The sequence below is a fragment of the Chryseobacterium viscerum genome, assembly GCF_002899945.2.
Lineage (GTDB): Bacteria > Bacteroidota > Bacteroidia > Flavobacteriales > Weeksellaceae > Chryseobacterium > Chryseobacterium viscerum.
This window is the reverse complement of record NZ_PPEG02000006.1, coordinates 173,083-194,533: the sequence shown is the minus strand read 5'-3', so window position 1 is coordinate 194,533 and position 21,451 is coordinate 173,083. Positions and strand designations below refer to the sequence as shown.

At 35.8% G+C, this 21,451-nt stretch carries 19 protein-coding genes and 3 tRNA genes; 17 read left to right on the top strand and 5 right to left on the bottom strand.

The window, feature by feature from the left end:
• The first annotated feature begins 19 nt into the window (after positions 1 to 19).
• The 4 genes from C1634_RS15355 (at position 20) to C1634_RS15340 (ending at position 5,784) form a co-directional block, all read left to right on the top strand.
• Positions 20 to 2,122 (top strand): T9SS type B sorting domain-containing protein, encoded by a 2,103-nt coding sequence (locus tag C1634_RS15355; protein ID WP_103232616.1) that lies wholly within the window; start codon positions 20 to 22, stop codon positions 2,120 to 2,122.
• An 87-nt stretch (positions 2,123 to 2,209) separates the two neighbouring features.
• Positions 2,210 to 2,800, top strand: coding sequence for a DUF1572 family protein (locus C1634_RS15350; protein WP_103232615.1), 591 nt, complete (start codon positions 2,210 to 2,212; stop codon positions 2,798 to 2,800).
• A 66-nt stretch (positions 2,801 to 2,866) separates the two neighbouring features.
• On the top strand, positions 2,867 to 4,213 hold the full coding sequence (gene mtaB, locus C1634_RS15345) for a tRNA (N(6)-L-threonylcarbamoyladenosine(37)-C(2))-methylthiotransferase MtaB (protein WP_109738716.1): 1,347 nt from the start codon (positions 2,867 to 2,869) through the stop codon (positions 4,211 to 4,213).
• 53 nt (positions 4,214 to 4,266) lie between these two features.
• Positions 4,267 to 5,784, top strand: coding sequence for an FMN-binding glutamate synthase family protein (locus C1634_RS15340; RefSeq protein WP_103232184.1), 1,518 nt, complete (start codon positions 4,267 to 4,269; stop codon positions 5,782 to 5,784).
• Positions 5,785 to 5,870: 86 nt separating this feature from the next.
• Here C1634_RS15340 and C1634_RS15335 read toward each other — a convergent pair whose 3' ends face one another.
• Positions 5,871 to 6,629 (bottom strand): hypothetical protein, encoded by a 759-nt coding sequence (locus C1634_RS15335; protein WP_103232183.1) that lies wholly within the window; start codon positions 6,627 to 6,629, stop codon positions 5,871 to 5,873.
• A 55-nt stretch (positions 6,630 to 6,684) separates the two neighbouring features.
• On the opposite strand from C1634_RS15335, the gene C1634_RS15330 reads away from it, so the two are divergent.
• On the top strand, positions 6,685 to 7,122 hold the full coding sequence (locus C1634_RS15330; protein ID WP_103232182.1) for an RNA-binding S4 domain-containing protein: 438 nt from the start codon (positions 6,685 to 6,687) through the stop codon (positions 7,120 to 7,122).
• An 18-nt stretch (positions 7,123 to 7,140) separates the two neighbouring features.
• On the opposite strand, the gene C1634_RS15325 is transcribed toward C1634_RS15330, so the two are convergent.
• On the bottom strand, positions 7,141 to 7,656 hold the full coding sequence (locus tag C1634_RS15325; protein WP_103232181.1) for a shikimate kinase: 516 nt from the start codon (positions 7,654 to 7,656) through the stop codon (positions 7,141 to 7,143).
• A 115-nt stretch (positions 7,657 to 7,771) separates the two neighbouring features.
• Here C1634_RS15325 and C1634_RS15320 point away from each other — a divergent pair.
• The 3 genes from C1634_RS15320 (at position 7,772) to C1634_RS15310 (ending at position 8,091) form a co-directional block, all read left to right on the top strand.
• A tRNA-Lys gene (locus tag C1634_RS15320) sits at positions 7,772 to 7,844 on the top strand.
• A gap of 36 nt (positions 7,845 to 7,880) precedes the next feature.
• Positions 7,881 to 7,963, top strand: a tRNA-Leu gene (locus C1634_RS15315).
• A 55-nt stretch (positions 7,964 to 8,018) separates the two neighbouring features.
• Positions 8,019 to 8,091 (top strand) — tRNA-Lys (locus C1634_RS15310).
• Between the two features lie 275 nt (positions 8,092 to 8,366).
• Here the strand turns inward: C1634_RS15310 and panC are convergent.
• Positions 8,367 to 9,215 (bottom strand): pantoate--beta-alanine ligase, encoded by an 849-nt coding sequence (panC, locus tag C1634_RS15305; protein WP_103232180.1) that lies wholly within the window; start codon positions 9,213 to 9,215, stop codon positions 8,367 to 8,369.
• Between the two features lie 171 nt (positions 9,216 to 9,386).
• Between panC and C1634_RS15300 the strand changes: the two genes are divergently transcribed.
• From C1634_RS15300 to C1634_RS15260, 9 genes are all read left to right on the top strand, one after another.
• A complete protein-coding gene (locus C1634_RS15300; protein WP_103232179.1) occupies positions 9,387 to 10,157 on the top strand; it encodes a glycogen/starch synthase in 771 nt (256 codons plus the stop codon).
• Positions 10,158 to 10,170: 13 nt separating this feature from the next.
• Positions 10,171 to 11,808, top strand: coding sequence for a DUF4270 family protein (locus C1634_RS15295; RefSeq protein WP_109738715.1), 1,638 nt, complete (start codon positions 10,171 to 10,173; stop codon positions 11,806 to 11,808).
• Between the two features lie 31 nt (positions 11,809 to 11,839).
• Complete coding sequence (gene glmS, locus C1634_RS15290; RefSeq protein WP_103232177.1) at positions 11,840 to 13,693, top strand: glutamine--fructose-6-phosphate transaminase (isomerizing); 1,854 nt, start codon at positions 11,840 to 11,842, stop codon at positions 13,691 to 13,693.
• Between the two features lie 108 nt (positions 13,694 to 13,801).
• Positions 13,802 to 15,226: a T9SS ring complex lipoprotein PorK/GldK gene (gene porK, locus C1634_RS15285; RefSeq protein WP_103232176.1), complete on the top strand. Its 1,425-nt coding sequence runs from the start codon at positions 13,802 to 13,804 to the stop codon at positions 15,224 to 15,226.
• 53 nt (positions 15,227 to 15,279) lie between these two features.
• Positions 15,280 to 15,978 carry a type IX secretion system motor protein PorL/GldL gene (porL, locus tag C1634_RS15280; RefSeq protein ID WP_103232175.1) on the top strand — a complete coding sequence of 233 codons (699 nt, stop codon included), beginning with the start codon at positions 15,280 to 15,282 and terminating at the stop codon, positions 15,976 to 15,978.
• Positions 15,979 to 16,031: 53 nt separating this feature from the next.
• The gene (porM, locus tag C1634_RS15275; protein ID WP_109738714.1) at positions 16,032 to 17,624 is read left to right on the top strand and encodes a type IX secretion system motor protein PorM/GldM; all 1,593 of its coding nucleotides are present in this window, start codon (positions 16,032 to 16,034) and stop codon (positions 17,622 to 17,624) included.
• 20 nt (positions 17,625 to 17,644) lie between these two features.
• Positions 17,645 to 18,583: a type IX secretion system ring subunit PorN/GldN gene (gene porN / locus C1634_RS15270; RefSeq protein ID WP_103232173.1), complete on the top strand. Its 939-nt coding sequence runs from the start codon at positions 17,645 to 17,647 to the stop codon at positions 18,581 to 18,583.
• Between the two features lie 140 nt (positions 18,584 to 18,723).
• Positions 18,724 to 19,758, top strand: a complete 1,035-nt coding sequence (locus C1634_RS15265) for an NAD(P)/FAD-dependent oxidoreductase (protein ID WP_103232172.1) — start codon at positions 18,724 to 18,726, stop codon at positions 19,756 to 19,758.
• 34 nt (positions 19,759 to 19,792) lie between these two features.
• Positions 19,793 to 20,050: a SemiSWEET transporter gene (locus C1634_RS15260; RefSeq protein ID WP_103232171.1), complete on the top strand. Its 258-nt coding sequence runs from the start codon at positions 19,793 to 19,795 to the stop codon at positions 20,048 to 20,050.
• Between the two features lie 71 nt (positions 20,051 to 20,121).
• Here C1634_RS15260 and C1634_RS15255 read toward each other — a convergent pair whose 3' ends face one another.
• Together C1634_RS15255 and C1634_RS15250 are read right to left on the bottom strand one after the other, a co-directional pair.
• Entirely contained in the window at positions 20,122 to 20,556 is a 435-nt protein-coding gene (locus C1634_RS15255) for an META domain-containing protein (RefSeq protein ID WP_103232170.1), read from the bottom strand.
• Between the two features lie 33 nt (positions 20,557 to 20,589).
• Complete coding sequence (locus C1634_RS15250; protein WP_103232169.1) at positions 20,590 to 20,982, bottom strand: multicopper oxidase domain-containing protein; 393 nt, start codon at positions 20,980 to 20,982, stop codon at positions 20,590 to 20,592.
• Positions 20,983 to 21,451 lie beyond the last annotated feature (469 nt).

The following is a 21,451-nucleotide window of genomic DNA, read 5'->3' as shown; positions in this document are numbered from 1 at the left end:
ACCATAAAAACATTAATATATGAGAAAACTTTTACTTTTCATACTTCTGTGCATCTCTCATACTTTCTATGCTCAAGCGGATTGTGCCACTGCATTGTCTGTCTGCGGAAATTCAAATATCACCTATAGTCCTACAGGGTATGGTAACATAAAAGAGCTTGTCAATTCAGGAAGCTGTATAGATTTTACTGGAGAGCACAACTCAATTTGGTATAAAATTACGATTGCTACCGGAGGTACACTTACTTTTGATCTTGTTCCGAATAACCCTGATGCCGATTACGATTGGGCTATTTTTGGTCCTAATGTAACCTGCGGAAGTTTGGGATCACCAATACGTTGTAATGCTGCAACTGTTATTGGCCCAGGTCCTGCTACAGGATTGAATATGACAAGCACCCTTCTGAGTGCTGCCGGAGGTTCTCTTACACCTTACTGTAAATACCTGGATGTTTTACCGGGACAAACCTATTATTTATTCATTGATAACTGGGTGAGTGCAACCAGTTCTACCACGGCTCCATTTTCTTTGACATGGGGAGGAACAGCAACACTGGCTTCTCCGTTTACAGATCCGAATATCCAACCCCAGCCGTTTAATCCTCCTGGGATTCCTGCTGCCAACCCTGCAGACCCAAGAGAAGTTGTAATATGTTCTCCTACAGCTTTATTTGATTTTTCTACGCTGTCCATTGGAATTCTTAACGGAAATCAAAACTTTAATGTAAGCTATCATCTTACTCAGAACGATGCCTTAACAGGAAATAATCCTATTACAGTTCCCATAACGGTAAATACAACTACTGTTTACTATTACAGTATCAATTATACCGATCCCACGAACGCAACTAATCCACTTAATAAGTGTAAACAGGTCGGAAAATTTAAATTCAAGGACGGTTCTATTACAGGTACAAATGTAACATTGACTCAGTGTAACAATAATAATGCAGGAACGGCTTTGTTTGACTTAACGACAGCAGATGTTATTAACAATCCAAATGTTACTAAAAAATATTATCATACGATGGCAGATCTCAACGCCGGGATCAATGAAATTACCACTCCTATGGCGTTTGTCTCTGCAGAAGGGATTATTTATGTAAAAATCATATCAGAATTTGGCTGTACTGCCGTTGCTCAGATTACCTTGAAATTCTATCCGGTAGTGGTCGTGAATGAGGTCACCCTGAGATCATGTTTCATAGAGTCCAATCCATCTACTGCTTCTTTCAATCTTGTGAATGCTTCAGTAACGGGTCAGACAAATCCGACAAAAAAATACTATCCTTCGTTGACAGATGCTGTCAGTCAAACCAATGAGATTCTGACCCCTACTAATTATATTGCTCCTAATGGATTTGTATACGTAAGAGTTTCTAATGCTCAGGGATGCTATACGGTAGCCAGAATTACTTTAGTTGTTATTGCACCGGTATATTCTGATACTCTGAAAGATGTAACCATTTGTGCAGAAGATCAGACCACGCTGGATGCGGGAGCAGGTTTTAAAAGCTATGAATGGAGTACCGGGGCAACCACCCGAACTATTAAAGCAGGAATCGGAGTGTATTGGGTAAAACTTAAAACCGGTGAATGTATTACCACACAAACTGTAAAAGTACTGCCTTCTGACCAGCCTGTTGTTTCCGGTATTGATATTTCCAATAATGCGGTTACAATATCGGTAATAGGAGGAACCCCAGCTTATAAATATTCAATGGATAATATTATTTGGCAGGATTCCAATGTTTTCAACAATCTTCCAAGAGGAGATCATAAAGTATTTGTAAAAGATGCTTACGATTGTGACCCAATAGAGATAGGAATTGTTGTCCCTAATCTGGTCAACGTAATTACCCCTAATGCAGATGGAATGAATGATGTGATAGATTATTCTGCGTTAGCAAGAAAACAAAACCTGATTATGAATGTTTTTGACCGATATGGAAATAAAATCTTCCAGGCAGACAAATCAAATGGCTATAAATGGGATGGTACTCAGGGCGGAAGAGTAGTACCTACCGGAACCTATTGGTATTCTATCACATGGAATGAAAATGATAAAAAGAATACCGCAATCAAATTTACAGGTTGGGTATTGGTGAAAAACAGAGAATAATAAAATATATAATACATAGATAAAACCACTTCAATGAAGTGGTTTTTATTTTTAAAACTTATTAAATTAGGGATCAAAATAGAAAGTATGAAAGACCTGTTTGTAAAACGATTCGAATATTATAAATCGCTTGGTGATAAAACATTTGACCAGTTGACAAATGAGCAGATGTTTTGGCAGTACAACGAAGAAAGTAATTCTATTGCCATCATTGTAAAACATCTTGCAGGAAACATGCTTTCAAGATGGACAAACTTCCTGACAGAAGACGGTGAGAAATCCTGGCGTAATCGTGATGAAGAATTTGTCAATACTTTTAAGACAAAGGATGAGGTTCTTGATTACTGGGAAAGAGGCTGGAAATGTCTTTTTGAGGCTTTGAATCAAATAAATGATGAAAATATCTATTCAACAATTTATATAAGAGGAGAGGCACATTCTGTTACTGATGCTGTTTTCCGACAGTTGGCTCATTACCCCTATCATATTGGACAGGTTGTTTATATTGCTAAGATGATGAAAAACGAAGATTGGAGTACATTATCTATTGCAAAAAACCGCTCTCAAGAGTTTAATACTGAAATGAAAAGCAAAATTTCCAATAGTCAACCGGAATCCAATTCATCACCCGTCTGCTTTCAAAACAGCCCCGAAGTAAGGGACGAATATAAACAATAGATTGAATCGATCTTGCGTTCTTATTAAAATTACTATCTTTGCACCCATAAAATTCAGGAGTAACAAATGTCTACTTTTCACAGAACTGCCGCGTTCCATACCCTTGGCTGCAAACTAAACTTTGCAGAAACATCTACTATTGCCCGTCAATTAACAGATGCAGGTTATGATAAGGTAAGCTTTGATGAAAAAGCGAATGTGTATGTTATCAATACATGTTCTGTGACAGAAAATGCAGACCGTGAATGTAAACTTCACGTAAGAAGAGCAATGAAAGCCAATCCGGAAGGGCTGGTAGTCATTGTTGGATGCTATGCACAGCTGAAACCTGAAGAAATTTCACAGATTGAAGGCGTTGACCTTGTTTTAGGGGCGAAAGAAAAATTCAATATTCTGAGCTACCTTGACGATTTGGAGAAATCTGAGAGTGAAGGTGTCGTTCATTCATGTGAAATTGAAGAGACAGACTTCTTTATCGGAAGTTATTCTATTGGTGACAGAACCAGGGCTTTCCTTAAAGTACAGGATGGATGTGACTATAAATGTACCTACTGTACGATTCCATTAGCCAGAGGAATTTCACGTTCAGATACTATTGAGAATGTTCTTAGAAATGCAGCAGAAATTGCAGCAAAAGATATCAAAGAAATTGTTCTTACAGGGGTAAATATCGGAGATTACGGTAAAGGTGAATTCGGAAATAAAAGACATGAGCACACGTTTCTTGATCTTATTTCAGAATTGGATAGAGTGGATGGTATTGAAAGAATCCGTATTTCCTCTATTGAGCCTAATCTTTTGAAAGACGAAAGCATTGAACTGGTTTCCAAAAGCAAAAGTTTTGTTCCGCATTTTCACATTCCGTTACAGTCGGGATGCGATGACCTCTTGAAAAAGATGAAACGTCGTTATCTTACCAAATTATATAATGACAGAGTCAATAAAATCCGCGAGGTAATGCCTGATGCGGCTATTGGTGTAGACGTTATTGTAGGATTCCCGGGAGAAACGGAGGAGAAGTTTATGGAAACGTATAATTTCCTTAATGGACTTCCTATTACCTATCTTCATGTATTTACGTATTCTGAAAGAGAAAATACGGAAGCTGCTGCTATGGAAGGAGTAGTTCCGATACCTGAAAGAAAAAAACGTAATAAAATGCTGAGAATTCTTTCTGAAAAGAAGAAAATGGCATTTTATCAGACACAACTTGGGAAAACGCTTCCTGTTCTTTGGGAGCATGAAAATAAAGACGGGAAAATGTTTGGCTTCACAGAAAATTATGTGAGAGTCCAGAAAGACTTTGACCCAGCATTCGTTAATCAAATCGAATTTCTAAATTTAGAAAAAATCCTGTCAGATGGCACGGTTTCAGTGCAATCTTCCTACCAAAATTTTTTAGCAAAAGCATAGGCTCTTTGCAAAATTTCCACTAAATTTATTTTTAAACTTTAAATACTACATTCATGAGAGATAAGTTTTTATCTTGGGGAATTGTATTAGTAGTTGCTACATGGATTATAGCACTGCTGATCAGAACGCATTATTGGATACCAACGCTGTTATCCGCCATCTATGCATTGGGTGTTTACAATGCTTACCAATCGAAACATGCTATTTTGAGGAACTTTCCTGTATTGGGGTATCTCAGATATTTTTTCGAAAGCATTTCACCTGAAATGCAGCAATACTTTATTGAGAGGGAAACAGACGGGAAACCATTTCCAAGAAATCAGCGTTCTGCAGTATACAGACGTTCCAAAAACTTAAGTGATACTGTGGCTTTTGGTACACAGCTGGAGGTTAATCACAGAAAATATGAAGGAATTAAGCATTCTATTTATGCAAAATCTCCTTCAGAAGAACTTCCAAGAGTCTGGGTAGGAGGAGAGCAGTGTACACAGCCTTATCATGCCTCATTGTTTAATATCTCAGCAATGAGTTTCGGAGCATTGAGTGACAGAGCTCAGATTTCCCTGAACAGAGGTGCAAAAAAAGGAAATTTCTATCACAACACAGGAGAAGGAGGAGTTTCACCCCATCATATGGAAGGAGGTGACTTATGCTGGCAGATAGGAACAGGATATTTCGGATGCCGTGATGAGGAAGGGAAATTCAACCCTGAACTTTTCAAAAAATACGCTACACTTCCTAATGTGAAAATGGTTGAGATCAAATTATCACAAGGAGCAAAGCCAGGACATGGAGGAGTACTTCCGGGCGTGAAAAATACTCCGGAAATTGCAGCAATTCGTCACGTAACACCGGGTATGACTGTTATTTCACCACCATCACACACTTCATTTTCTGATGCAGCAGGACTGTTGAGGTTCGTACAGCATTTGAGAGAACTTTCAGGAGGAAAACCGGTAGGCTTTAAGCTTTGTATCGGAGATACCAAAGAGTTTGAAGATATCTGTGTACAAATGAATGTACTGAAAATTTATCCAGACTTTATTACCATAGACGGAGCAGAAGGGGGAACAGGAGCAGCACCACCGGAATTTTCAGATGGAGTAGGAATGCCATTGGAACCCGCTTTGATATTCGTTAACAGAACACTTAATAATTACAACGTAAGAAGTAAATTAAGAGTCATTGCCAGCGGGAAAGTTCTTACCAGCCTTGATATTCTGAGAGCCATTTCAATGGGAGCTGATATGTGTAACAATGCCAGAGGATTTATGTTCTCTTTGGGATGTATTCAGGCGTTGAGATGTAATACCAACAACTGTCCTACAGGAGTTGCTACACAGGATAAAATGCTTATTAAAGGGCTTGATGTCACGGATAAAGCAGAAAGAGTATATCACTTCCATAAAAATACACTTCACACATGTAATGAACTGATTGCAGCTGCTGGAAGAAGCTCTTATGAAGAAGTAGATGCTACCATGTTTATGAGAGGAGATGAATTTGACCACCTTGCAGACCTTTACTTCCCGGATATTTTAGGAAATGTAAAGCAAAAGGCAAGGCCTTAGTTTTAGCCACAATAGAGATATAAATAACCCCCGCAATAAGTATTGCGGGGGTTATTTATTATTTTATCTGAATTTTTCTTTATTCCTTATGGTCTTGTAGCTCCGTTGTACACCTGGAAGTTGAAAACAAAAGTTTTATTTCTCAATGAGATCACCTGGCTGTACCCTGGATAATTGTAAGGGAAATAAGGATCTCTTGCAAAAGCAGCTCTTGAAGGAACAATAATTACTCCCTGTAAGTTATAAGGCGTTTCACTAGGATAGTTATTAAATGCTTTAAACTTCTGCATCGCTTCACTGAACCCTTCAATCATGTAATAACTTTGCTGTTTTGCAGCATCAGTAGTTGCATTTTTGATTAATGGATCATTTGGAGATGTATAATAATATTTAGGATCAATTGCAGGAATTCCGGTTCCGTTTACTGTATTCATGAAATCTGTAGCAGCAGTAAATAAAGACTGTCCGTCTGTATTGATCGCCAAATACGTGGTAGCTTTCATCATTACTTTAATAATATCTGTGCTGCCAATAGCTTGTTCATCAGCTGGTGAAGGCTGAGCTCCGTTTCTAATGATATAAATAGTTCCTGAAGGAAGTGTTTTATAATCTAAGTCAGATAATTTCTTTTCATTATCATCTGAAGTATCCGTAGAACTAAAAGCTTTTATATTTCCCTGTGCATCGAGATAGTTCTCATTCATGAACTTCTTAATGGCTTGATCATCATATGTGTTTTGTGTTGTAATGTCTTCCGGCTCTACATAGCTTGATACATCATCATCTTTTTTACAAGCAGAAAAACACAAAGATCCTGCAAGGATATATAAAAATATTTTTTTCATTTCAAAAAACTTTAATTACTTTACAAATAATATAACGGCAAAAGTATAAAAAATTATGAGAATAGATAAATTTTTATGGAGCATTCGTTTTTATAAGACGAGAAATATTGCAGCAGAGGAGATTAAAAAGAATAGAGTTTCTATAGGAACGTCTGCCGTAAAGTCATCTAAGGAGGTAAAAGAAGGAGATACTATTAAAATCCGTAAGAATCAAATTGACTATAAAATAAAGGTCATTCAGATACCTAAAAGTAGAATTGGAGCCAAATTAGTACCGCTTCATATCCAGGATGTGACCGATAAGGAACAGTACGAACTGCTGAAAATTCGTAAAATGTCCCAAGACTATTACAGAAACAAAGGTGAGGGAAGACCTACCAAGAAAGATCGAAGAGAAATGGACGACTATGTAGGAAATGATATTGCTTCTGATTTTACAGATTGGGATGATTTCTTTGGAGAAACCAATAATGGGGATGAAAAGGAAGATTAAAATAAAAATAGAAAAGCTCTAGAGATAGAGCTTTTCTACTATTTCGTTAACAATATCTTCCGGTTCCCTGGAATCCGTTCCTATGCTAAACTGAGCCTTACTGTAAAATTGATTTCTTTCAAATAAGTGCTTAGCGATGAATTCCGGAAGGTCTTCATCAGAAATATTAGCAATTAGCGGCCTTTTTTCCTTCTGTTTTGAAAGTCTTTCAACCAATGTACCTACAGAAGTTCTTAGAAAAATACTTTTAGAATTATGATTGATGATCTCCATGTTGTTATAATAAACAGGAGTTCCCCCACCTAGACTTAAAACTAAATTTTCTTCCGATGCCAATATCTCTTCCAGGGCCTCTCTTTCCAGCTTTCTAAAGTAAATTTCCCCCTTCTTTTCAAATATTTCAGGAATGGTTAATTTATTTCTTCTGGAAATCTCTTTATCCAGATCAATGAGTTTAAAATTGATTTTTTCGCTTAATATTTTGGAAATGTGAGATTTGCCACTTCCCATGTATCCGATCAATGAAATTACCATGAATTTTTTTTAAACAAATTTGCGAAAAAGTTTTGAGATAAAGAAAAAAGTCATATCTTTGCACCACTTAAAACAAGGGACATTACTCTAATGAAAACTTGTTAAATAGGTGACCGACTCGGTAGCTCAGCTGGTAGAGCAATACACTTTTAATGTATGGGTCCTGGGTTCGAATCCCAGCCGGGTCACTAGCAATAAAAATTACTAAATTTTGTAATTTTATTGCCTGCGTGGTGAAATTGGTAGACACGCCATCTTGAGGGGGTGGTTTCCTAAGGATGTGCTGGTTCGAGTCCAGTCGCAGGCACTGCAAAGAAAATTTTATAATTAATATTGAAATTTATTTCATTTTAATTGTGGCCGACTCGGTAGCTCAGCTGGTAGAGCAATACACTTTTAATGTATGGGTCCTGGGTTCGAATCCCAGCCGGGTCACAAGTTTACTGAAAAGTAAATTTTTTTCATATTAATATTTTGTGATTTGGTGTTTCAAAGGCTTCCCTCAGGAGGCCTTTGATTTTTTGCATTCATCAAACTGTACATGCATTCTTTTGTATTTAAATAAAATTATACTCAGCATTAAGCCGATATCTCCGTTTTAATCTTTACTTTAAGGGATGAAAAATAAAAAACTCTGATCAGATATGTGATCAGAGCTGCTTTTTTTTTATTGTATTAAAAGAATAATCTTTTGATTTTTCCTTTATATTTTAATCTAAATGCATATTATCAATAAGTCTCACTCCGTCTACAACCACTACAATAAAAGCTCTGAAATTTCTGTCCTTGTAGAAGAAATCTGTTTCCTGTAATGTGTTTTCGTCAGCAATCAGAAAATATTCTAGTTTCATTCCTTGCTGGTTGTCAAAAATATCAGCAACTCTTTCTTTGATTTCAGGTATCGTAACGGTTCTGAACCAGTCGTTTACTTTTTTTAACGTCTCATAAATCACTTTAGAAGCTTCTTTTCGATCTTCATGAAGCCTTTGGTTTCTTGAGCTTAATGCCAATCCGTTTTCTGCTCTGTAAATGGGAACTCCCATTATTTTAACAGGAATGTGCTTTTTTTCTACCATTTTTTTAATAATAGCAAGCTGCTGGAAATCTTTTTCTCCAAAGTAAGCATTATCAGGCTTTATTTGTCTGAAAAGTTCCTCTACGACGGTTCCTACTCCATCAAAATGTCCTGGTCTTGATTTCCCTTCCATTTCATTTTCCAATCCATCAAAATCATAACGCTGGCTTTCAGCTTTTTCAGGGTAAATATCTGTAACTTCAGGGATATAAACAGCATCTACAAGACCTGAATTCTGAAGAATCAGAATGTCTCTGTTGATATCTCTTGGGTACTTTTCAAGATCTTCAGGATTGTTGAACTGGGTTGGATTTACAAAAATTGAAGAAATAACAAGGTCATTTTCTTTTCTTGCCTCTTCATACAGAGAAAGATGGCCTTTATGTAAAGCGCCCATAGTAGGAGCAAAGCCAATTCTTTTTCCCATTTCTTTCTGTCTTTCAATGAAATCCTGAAGGACTTTCCTGTTTTTTATAACTTCCATAGTTTATTTTAATGCTATTTCAAAAATAGTAAAAATATCGCATAATAATATGCAGTTTTAATAATTTGGAAAAGGGAATTTTCGTAAAAAAATGTTAATTAAAATAATGTTGGATGTTTTTTTGTAATTTTGCACATTAAAGCATTTTTACAAAAATTAGATAGAAAGTTTATGCCGAATCAAAAAATACTGTACATTACTACAGAGATGTATCCATATCAGGAAGATACTAATATGGCTGCAGTGGTAAACAAAATGGCACTTAAGATGCACAATGAAGGCAATGATGTAAGAGTTTTTATGCCAAGATTTGGACAAATAAGTGAGAGAAAGTTCCAGCTTCATGAGGTAATCCGTCTTTCAGGGATGAATATCATCATCAACGATCTGGATCAGCCTCTGATCATTAAAGTAGCGTCTCTTCCGGGGGAAAGACTTCAGGTTTACTTTATTGATAATGAAGAATACTTCAAAAGAAAGCAATATTATTTCGACGATGAAGGAAACCCTTTCGATGATAATGACGAAAGAGCTATTTTCTTTGCCAGAGGGGTTATTGAAACCATCAAGAAGCTAAACTGGGTACCAGATGTTATTCATTTGAACGGATGGATGTCCTCTTTTGTTCCAATTTATCTTAAAACTTACTACGAATCAGATACTTATTTCAAAGACGCAAAAATTGTACTTTCTCTTTACAATGAGAAAGATGCTGACCTGGATAAAAAGATCGACGAAAAACTAAAGTTCGATAATATTTCAGGATTAAAAGCGTTAGATAACCCAACGATTAAAAGCTTCGTTATCGAAAGTATGAACTATGTAGATGCCGTTGTGAAAGGTGACGAGTTTCTGGATGAAGACCTGGATAAGGCTTTCAACGAAACCACTATCCAAAAGTCGGAATATCTGGATATAGATTCTATAAATCAACTTTATTAAAAACACATTTTTAATGACTCATAATCTTAAAAAGACATTCGCCGTACTTTTACTGGCGATTTTCGGAAGTACAATCCTTTATAACTGCGAACCTGATCCGGATTCTCTTGGAGAACAGTTATTCAATAATGATGCAGCACAAGGGAATGAAATTTCATATGACGTTGTTGCATACAACTACAATAATAATGATTCTATCAGAAGTGATGCTGCCAGATTGATCAACGGATTAAATGAAAGTGGTGGTGCCCTTACAGTGGGTGTGCTTGGTGCTTTTACAGAAGGTAACTTTGGAATGCAGAAAGCTTCTTACATTACTCAGCTAAGAATGCCGGTAGATAATTTTGACTTTAATGGTACCAATCCAAAGGTAGATTCTGTTGTTTTGGTAGTAAGACCTCCAGCCAATACGATTTCCAATACTTATTTCTTTGAAAGTGATTCATTAAAGACTAATACATTCGATAAAAGCGATTTCCCGGTAGATGGAGTGGCTACAGCAGTTTCGATCGAGAAGAAAACATATCCTGTTCGTAAATACGGTAAAATAGGAGGGGCTTCAAAATCAATGAAAATCAATGTACATGAAGTTACTACGTTCCTAGATTCAAACAACGATATTTTTAAACGTTCCAATGTGAGTGTAAGTACTGGTGAACTGTTAGGTTCAGGAGTATTTAACGGAAACATAAGCTCTGTATCTATTACCAAAAAATCTGATAATTCTGTTGTATTTACAGGGAACCTTGGATACAGAATGAAACTGAGCAATACAGACTTTTTCCAAACTCATATTCTTGATAAAAAAGGAAAACCTGAACTTCAGGATGCTTCTAACTTTATCAGATATTTTAAAGGGATAAGAATTTCTGTGGATGAAACTGATAAATACCTTTACCAGTTCTCTCCTAATGACTTGCAGCTTATCATGTATTATAAATATGATAAAGTAGATAACGGAACAACTACAAGACCGCAAACAACACTTGCTTTCAATGTAGGAGGTATTAATGCTCATATCGGGCAGTATGAATACAATAGAGGTGGAACTCCTTCAGCAAACGCATTGGCATCAATTAATACTGATATTGGAGACGCGAAACTTTACATTCAGGGAATGGGAGGTCCTTCTGCAGTAGTGAAAATTCCTGATGCTACCATTGCAGCTCTTAGAGACATCTATAACAAAGACAAAGCAGGAATTCTAAGTGCTAAGATCAGAGTATATTTAGATCCGGCAAGCTGGAAAAATACCAATTCAACGGAAGACCGCAGATTTGCAGTGAATCCAATGAAGGCTGATGGTACTGTTGATTTCTCAAAACTAGCTTTTACATCAGATTTGTTAGCTGGGCTTGGTTTATATAGTTATAATGAGAGTAAAGGTTATTACGATTTTGTAGTGACAAAAACAATCAAGGATCTTGTTGAAGGGAAAAAAGAAACAATTGATGGAGTTGAACAGCCGGTAACTAATAAACCACTTTGGATCAGTGCCGGAACATTTGCTGCAAATGCTACAGGAAACCTTTTAGGAGTTCGTAATACGACAAGAGCATTTGATATGAATAGAATGATTCTTACAGGTTCATCCGATAAAACGAATGCGAACAGAGTCCAGCTGAAAGTGACTTACGCTACAAAAAAATAGAATACAATAAAAAAACACTAGACAAAATAATATGTGCGGAATAGTAGGATATACAGGTTTTCAAGACGCTTACGAAATTGTAATCAATGGTCTTAGAAGATTGGAATATAGAGGGTATGACAGTGCCGGGATTGTTTTAGAAGGTCCAGATAATAAACTGGAAGTTGAAAAAACAAAAGGTAAGGTTGAGGATTTGGTGAATATTTCGAAAGAATTAAAAGGGAAGTATAAAATTGGAATGGGGCATACCCGTTGGGCTACCCATGGAGTTCCAAGTGACAGAAACTCCCACCCGCATTTGTCAAACAACGGAAAAATAGCAATTGTACATAATGGTATTATCGAAAACTATGATACTATTAAAACAATGCTTACTGAAAAAGGATTTACCTTCAAGTCGGAAACAGACACTGAAGTTTTGGTAAACCTTATTCAATATTTTATGGATCTTAATCCAGAAATAGATTTCCCTACCGCTGTAAGATATGCGTTGAATGAAGTATATGGAGCATACGCAATTACTGTACTTCATGAAGATTATCCTGGGATATTGGTAGTAGGAAGATTAGGTTCTCCTCTTGCCATAGGAATCGGAGATAAAGAATATTTTATTGCATCTGATGCTTCACCTTTCGTAGAATTTACGAAAGAAGCTATTTATCTTGAAGAAGGACATATGGCAACGATCTCTCTTGAAAATGGAGTAGATATCAGAACCATCAATGATAACTCTAAAATTGAGCCGGAAATTCAGGAGCTTAAAATGAGCCTTGAACAAATTGAAAAAGGTGGATATGAGCATTTTATGCTTAAAGAGATCTTTGAACAGCCTAAATCTGTACACGATACAATGAGAGGTAGACTTCTTGTTGATGAAGGAGTAATCAAAATGGCTGGGATCTGGGATCACCTTGAGAGATTCAAAAACGCTAACAGAATTATCATCATTGCTTGTGGAACTTCATGGCATGCCGGTCTTATCGGAGAATACCTTATTGAAGAATACGCAAGAATTCCTGTTGAAGTAGAGTATGCATCAGAATTCAGATACAGAAACCCTATCATTACAGATAAAGATGTGGTGATTGCAATTTCTCAGTCTGGAGAAACAGCTGATACAATGGCTGCTTTGAAGCTGGCAAAAGAAAAAGGTGCATTTATATATGGTATATGTAATGTTGTAGATTCTTCCATTGCAAGAATTACGGATGCAGGTTCATATACACACGCTGGCCCTGAAATTGGCGTAGCTTCTACAAAAGCATTTACAGCACAGCTTACTATTCTTACTTTAATTGCATTTAAATTAGGAAAACACAACGGAAACTTAGGAAATGCTGAATTTATGAGCTTAATTGCTGAGCTTGATGCTCTTCCTAAGAAAATTGAAGAAGTGTTGAATACGACCCATGAGCTGACTCAGGATATTGCAAAAGATTTTATAAAAGCGACCAACTTCCTTTATTTAGGAAGAGGATACAATTATCCTGCTGCCTTAGAGGGAGCATTAAAACTAAAAGAAATTTCTTACATCCATGCAGAAGGATACCCGGCTGCAGAAATGAAGCACGGTCCAATTGCCCTGATCGATGAAAACATGCCAATTGTAATTATAGCGCCTAAAAAAGGTCACTATGATAAGATTGTAAGTAATGTTCAGGAAATTAAAGCGAGAAAAGGAAAAATTATCGCTGTAGTGAATAAAGGAGACCGTCAGGTGAGTGAAATGGCAGATTATGTTATTGAAATCCCTGAAACTTCAGAATGTTTCTCTCCTATTGTTGCTTCCGTACCTCTGCAACTGCTTGCTTATTACATTGCAGTATATAGAGGAGCCAACGTAGACCAACCGAGAAACCTTGCAAAATCTGTAACCGTAGAGTAAAAAGTTGTTGTAAATAAAATAAATTTAGATTTCCTCCGTTATTTTAAAAAAAATCTTAAAAGTTTCTTAAAAAAATTATATATTTACGGCTTAATTATAAAAATTAACATGAAAAGGATATTTCTTTTATTATTGTCTGCGTCGGTAGCATCGGTATCTTGTTCAGGTGGTGGCAGCTCTTCTGTAGGGAAGCCAGGAACAAAAGGAGAATTGATACCAAGAGAAAAAACTAAATCATTTGTTGCGGAAAGACCATACGGAATGGTCGCAATTCCAGCAGGTTCATTTGTTGCTGGTTTAGCAGACCAGGATCCAACAAATACTCCTGAAAAGTCAGCATTGAAGACTGTTACTGTTTCTTCTTTCTTCATGGATGAAGCAGAAACTACCAACTCGGAGTACAGAGTATTTATCAATTATGTAAGAGACTCTATTGCGAGAACTTTACTAGCTGAAGCTGCCGGAGAAGGTGGTGATGAAGGCGGACGTAAAGGAGCGAGCATAGGGGATTATGCATATCTTGCTAAAAAAGAAGAAAACTTAACACCTTATCAAGAATATATGGAAGGCCAGGGGGGCCGAGAAGACGGAAGTTATGATGCCAGCAAAAGATTGGATTGGAAAATTCCTTTGCATTGGAGCACAACAAAATACCCGGATGTAGAATACGCAGAAGTTTTAGAATCTCTGTATCTACCTTCTTCTTCCAGAATTGGAAACGAAAGAATTTTAGATGTAAGCAAGCTTAAATATACTTACCGTTGGGGAGATATGGATGCTGCAGTTGCTGATAACGAAAGAGGAGCTAATTATCTGAAAAGCGAAAGTATCGCGATCTATCCTGATACTACCGTTTGGGTAAAAGATTTCCACTTTGCTTACAATGAGCCTTTGTTTGAACAGTATTTCTGGCACAAAGCTTACAAAGACTATCCTGTAGTTGGAGTAACTTGGGATCAGGCAAGAGCTTATTGTAACTTCAGATCTAAATTGAAATCTGATTATAACGAAAGTTTAAAAAGAAAAAAACAAAAACCATTAATGTTCCGTCTTCCAACAGAAACAGAATGGGAATATGCTGCAAGAGGTGGAATGCAAAATGCTACTTACCCTTGGGGTGGTCCATATTTAATGGATGACAGAGGTTGTTACCTTGCTAACTTCAAACCGAAGAGAGGTAACTACATGGAAGACGAGAAAAAAGGTACTTATACATATACAGCTCCAGTTAAGAAATTTAAGAAAAATGGGTTTGGGTTATTTGATATGGCTGGAAACGTTTCTGAGTGGACATTATCTTCATTTAACAACTCTTCAGCTGGATTCTCTTCTACATTAAATCCTTCTACTAAAGATAAAAAGGATACGAAGAAATCGGTAAGAGGTGGATCTTGGAAAGATATAGGATATGCCCTAATGACAGGTGCTAGAGATTGGGAAAGAAAAGATTCCGCAAGAAGCTATATCGGATTCAGAACTGTACAGGATATTCCTGAAGCAGCTGTTAAGCCAAGAAGAGTTAACAGAAATTAATCAGACAATTTTTCAATAACAATTTTATTTAACATTAAAAAAACTAACTCAATATGTTTAAGACTAAAGATGCTTGGATGAATTTCTTTTATTCATTCGGTGCTGCAATTGTAATTCTTGGAGCTTGGCTTAAAATTACTCACATTACCTTGGGACCAATTAATGGTAATATCGCTCTTACTGTAGGGCTTATTACTGAGGCTATTATCTTTATCATTTTTGCATTTGACCCTCCAAAATCTGAAGAGTCTTATGCTTGGGAAAATGTTTACCCTGAGTTATTAGATAAACATGCTAACCCAAATCCTTTACACTCTAATGTTTCTTCTAGAAATAATAATGCTGCAGCTCAATTTGCTGAATTAGAAAACTCTCTTTCTACTAAATTGGACAAAATGCTTGAAGATGCTAGATTAGATGTTCAATTATTTGAAAGATTAAGAACAGGAATTGATAAATTTTCAAACTCTGTAGATCAGATCAACCAAACTGTTGATGTTTCTGCTTCTACTCATAAATATAATGACCAATTAAATAAAGCAGCTCAGCATATGGAAAGTATGAATGCTCTTTATACAATGCAATTGGAAAGCGGTAAAAAACAATCTGAGTTTGCTAATAAATATGTAGCTGACATGCAGAAATCTGCAGAGCAGTCTGAGAAATTCAATCAAGAACTACAAGGTTTAACTTCTAATCTTAATAATTTAAATAGAGTTTATGGTGGTATGCTAACTGCTATGAAGTCTTAATTCCTAAACCATTTCTAAATTTAACTACTTAATCAAAAAACAAAGAAAAGAGAATGGCACAAGGAAAACAGACCCCTCGTCAGAAGATGATCAACCTGATGTATTTGGTGTTCATCGCGATGATGGCCCTAAATATTGATGCAGAAATCATCAGATCATACTATGACTCTACCAGAGCATTGAATGAAACCAGAACTTTAACAGAAAAAAAGAACGAAAAGATATTTGAAAGAACGCTGGAAGCTAAAGCTCAGCAGGTTCCTGATACTTACGCACAGCCTTGGGCTCAGTACAAAGTACTCAAATCTAAGATTGATGTATTGGTAAAATCTTCTCAGGATATCAAAGATCTGTTGAAAAAACAATCTGAGTTTCATGATAAGGATCCTAAAACAGGAAAAGATATTGATGTAAGTGAGAACTTTGCTGCACTTAACAATAACGAAGCAACTACTGAATATTTCTTTAAAGAAGGAGATGAAAATTCTCCATCAAAGAATGCATTAGATCTAAAAGCTAAAATTGATGACGTAAGAAACTATATCAATGCTACTTTTGGAAATAATGCTCAGCTTAAAGATTTAGTTGAAAGAGCTAACAAGTCTCTTATTGCAGAATATCCTAAGGGAACTTCTCCAAACGAAAAGACTTGGTTCCAAAATAAATTTTATCATCAGCCGTTAATTGCTGCAATATCTAACTTGGAGATTATCCAAAATGATGCCAGAAACGTACAGTCTGATGCATTGGCACTATTACTTCAGGAAAAAGTAGATGCGAATATTAAATTCTCAAGCTATGAGCCTATTGTTTCTGGTCCGGTAGATATCCAGGCAGGAAAACAGGCAGAAGTAAAAGTAATGCTGGGTACTTATTCTAATAGCAATAAGATCAGTATCTCTGGAGTAAGCAGAGTAGAAAACGGTAAAGGTATTACACAAATTTCAGGTTCTGGAATTGGTGAACATAAATTAGGAGGTACTATTACATTGACAGATGCTACAGGTAAGCCACAATCTTTCCCTTGGACGCATACGTATAATGTAATTGCAGGACCTAGAGAAGTAAAACTTGAAAAAGGATTATTACTTTCTGCAGATAAAATGAATGTAATGTATAGAGGACTTGAGAACCCTGTTTCAGGATCAATCTTAGGGGCTGACAATTCTAAGCTTTCATTATCTGCTCCGGGTGCATCTGTGAAAAGCACAGGCCCAGGAAAATGGAGTATAAAACCAACTTCGGGTAATACAGTTAAGTTAACATTATCAGGAACAGATCCTTACGGAAAATCAGTATCTCAGGTATTTGAATACAGAATTAAAAATGTACCACCACCACAAGGTCAGATCAGAGGAAGTAGTATAGTATCTATGCCGGCAACTTCTATCCAGAACCAAACGGTACAGGCAGCAATTCCTGACTTCGACTTCCCGGTTTCATTTACTGTAACGCAATTTATGGTGAGAGTACCAGGTAGAGCAGCGCTGTTAGTTCATGGAAATTCATTGAATGACGCTGCTGGATTAGTGAAGAACCTTAGATCCGGAGATGTAGTTTCTATCTTTGATATTAAAGTTACTGCTCAAGGTTTAGATGGACAGGTTATTAAAAACATTACTCCTATAATTATTAACATTCCATAGGACTAAAATTGTAATTTATTATGAAAAAATATATTAGCACCCTTTTAGTATTAGTTTCGGGATTTGCTTTTTCCCAGACTATTCTGAACGCAGCTTCTCCGGAAGAGTTCAGACAGATGAGAGCGGAAAATAAACAAAAAGTTGGTGATACTATTGTAGATAAAACAGTAAAGCCTCTTGAGTATGGTTTTGTAGAAGACAAGGATATCCTTAAAAGTATGTTTGTATGGGAGATCATCGATATGAATGATAAGATCAACCAGCCATTCTACTATGACAATCCAGATGGTCTTCTTGCTACTCCTACAAGATCTTTGTACCAATTATTGCTGGATGCAGCTTTAACTGGTAAGATCGAGCAGGTATATGATGATGAAAACTTTACCGTAAAACTTTCTCCGGAAGGAATTCAGAAAAGATTAGAAAAAGTAATCATCAATGATGCTGCTATTGATATCTTAAACTCAGGAAGACAGCTTACAGAAGCAGAGAAAAAACAATATACTGACGTATTTAAGACAACTACTGATAAAGTAAAAGTTCTTAAGATCATGGGTATGTGGTTTATTGATAAGAGAGACGGACAAATGAAATACAGACCTCTTGGTATTGCTGCAATGGGACCAGATCCTGCAGTACAAGGAGTTATTGGTCCAGATGGTAAGCCTATTGCAAGTAATGATGAGCTTATTGACCTGTTCTGGATTTATTATCCAAGCGCTCGTGATGTTTTAGCAAACAATTTTGTCTTCAACAGAAAAAATTCGTCTGCTGATCTATCTTTCGATGATGTTATCAATGCAAGAAGATTCTCTTCTATCATTTATAAGTCTTCAGCTGGTTTAGGAGATGGTACTATTAAGGACTATATTCCTAAAAATGCTGATGAGCAACTGGAAGAAAGTGACAGAATCAAGGCACAGATTCTTGACATGGAAAATGATATGTGGAATTACTAGATTTCACTTGATATTTATAGAAAACCTGAGTATTTTTACTCAGGTTTTTTTTATTATGAAATCGCCCTTTGTTTATTGCTAATCAATAATCAATGATATAGGCGATTGCATATGACCTTTAAATAAATGAAATTTCTCATATGAAAAATGTAGATTATATTATTGTAGGAGACGGGTATGCAGGGCTTTTTCTGGCTCATCAGCTCATTAAAAATAAAAAGTCTTTCGTGGTCTTTTCTGAAGAAAGAAAAAGTGCTTCCCAGGTTTCAGCAGGAATTATCAATCCTGTTGTTCTAAAGAAGTTCACAACATTCTGGAAAGCACAGGAACAAATAGATTTTCTTAAGGACAGCCTTAAAGAAATAGAATCCTATACAGGAGAAAATTATCTGATCAATGCTTCCATTCACAGAATCTTTCATGATGAGAATGAGCAGAACTTATGGTTGAAAAAATCAGGCAATGAAGAATTATCTGCTTTTCTTGACGAAAATTTTGATCGTTTAGAGGTGGTAAAAAACGATTTTCAGACCGGAAAGGTGAATCAATCTGCCAGGCTTAAGGTTAATGGGTTTTTCAGTGGTTTATTCAATTATTTTGAAAAAAATGATCATTGGGTAAAAGAAAAATTCGATTATACAAGATTGAACCCTTCCGAATCGACCTACAAAGATTTTACATTCAAAAATATTATTTTTTGTGAAGGAATGAGAGTGAAAGACAATCCATACTTTTCAGAAATAGCAGTGGTTCCTAATAAAGGGCATCATATAAAAGTGAAACTTTCCCAACCGATTCCTGAAAATATAACCATCAAAAAGAAACACTTTTTATTTCCAACCGGAACCGGGCTTTATTTTTATGGTGGAACTTACGACAGAGAGCAGCTTCATCATCATATCGATGAATCAGCGGTTGCACAATTGGTGAAGGGACTTTCTGAATTTTATCCCTACGATTTTGAAGTGGAAGAAGTACATTTTGGCTTCCGCCCTACGGTAAAGGACCGAAGACCGATTATTGGCAGGCATGAAACATTCAGTAATCTGTATGTTTTTAATGGGCTAGGAGCTCGTGGAATCCTCAATGGATGCTATTTTTCAAGAGATTTATTCCGTTTTATTGAAGAAGATATTCCACTGCATGAAGAAGTCTCATTGAACAGATTTAAATAGTGTACCTTAGTGTACAGATCCAAAGCGTACGTCTATGAATGAAAATATATTAGGTATAATTGCCGGAGTTCTTACTTCTGTTTCTATGATCCCACAGCTTGTAAAAGTAATCAGAGAAAAGAATGTGGAAGATATTTCTTTACTTATGCTTTTAGTCCTTATTTCAGGGCTTTCATTATGGGTATGGTATGGTTTTGAAAAAGATGAGCTGCCTATTATTTTATCAAACTCATTTGCCGTTTTGGTGAATACAAGCCTTTTAATCTGTTATATAAAATACAATAAAAAATAGTTGATAAAACGACATAAAAAAGACGCCTTGTAAATGAGGCGTCTTTGTATTTTTATTGAAGTGAAATAATATTATTGAAGAACAAATTTGGCTAAAGGAGCCATTCTTGCCTTATTTAAAGTAAGAGTATTTCCATTCACAGAATAGTTATCTGCTGCAAGAATTGCTTTTGTAAACTGGTTTTCAATATCCAAATCTTCACAAGCCATCATTGTAGACATTCCCTGATTGAATTTAATTCTCATGATATCAGGCTTGATCTCAAAAGTTCCTCCCAATCCGTTGCATCCTGCATGTCCCTGATATCTCATCTCTTTCATATCAAGCTTGAAATAAGGATTGTTTTTAGGATTCTTTAGTTCAATAGGTTTCCCGTTAAGCTCTGTAAGTTTCCAAGTTTTTCCTGTAATATCGTTAGTTGTTTTTTCTGCATTTTGTGTTTTACAAGAAACAACTAAAAATGCTGCGATAATAAGGGCTGATAAATAGTAATATAAATTTTTCATAATGTTTTCTTTAGATGAATGCTAATCCCTATGCTAATACGATGCCATTTTAGTTGGGCCGGACTCTTTTTTTGCCTGTTTAAGATGGAAAAGAACCATATCTACATTCTTTTTCAAAAAAGTTATATTACCTTTAATATCAGAGTATTGGTACTCTTCATTGGAGGCAGTATACTCAGGTAAAGCATCACTTTTTTTAAGATCAAAAGTTTTACCGTTTAAATGTATTGTTGCTGTATTTTTAGTGCTGTTGATCGTGACTTCTATCTTTTCTCCATAGCTGTCAACATACACATCTTTGGAAATATTGTCTGTATTTTCGGGTGTAGCAGTGGCAATCGTTTCAGCTTCTTTTCCGGGATGCTTACACGCTGTTAGGGAAAGAACGGTCAATCCAAAAAGGATTGGTAGTAATAATTTTTTCATAGTGATAAGTGATTTTAAAGTGTTTCATGAATTGTGGTGTTAATACCTTATAAATTTACAAATATTTTTAATAAATATGTGTTAATTTTTCATAAACTAACAGGAAATATAAATCAAAGTGGATTTATCTCACTGTTTTTTGAATCATTTTTTTAGGATACGGGAAATAATAATTATTGTAGAAAAATCAAGGAAATAGAGGCTAGTAAAGGGTTTTTAAGCGTCTTATTTTCAGTAAGATATTGTAATTTTTTTTCATTTTTCATTTAGTTTTTGTGTTAATTTTCGGCAAAAGTAATTCAAAAAAGAGAGACAAACAATAAGTTAATATTAATTATATGAAATCATGATAAAAGTTAGGTTAAGTTATTTTAATTCAGACAAAAAAGGGCTTTGCAATAGAGGTTTTTTGCTTTTAAAATGTTCAAAAACGCAACAGATTTAAAATTAAAATTTCCTTAAATCAACA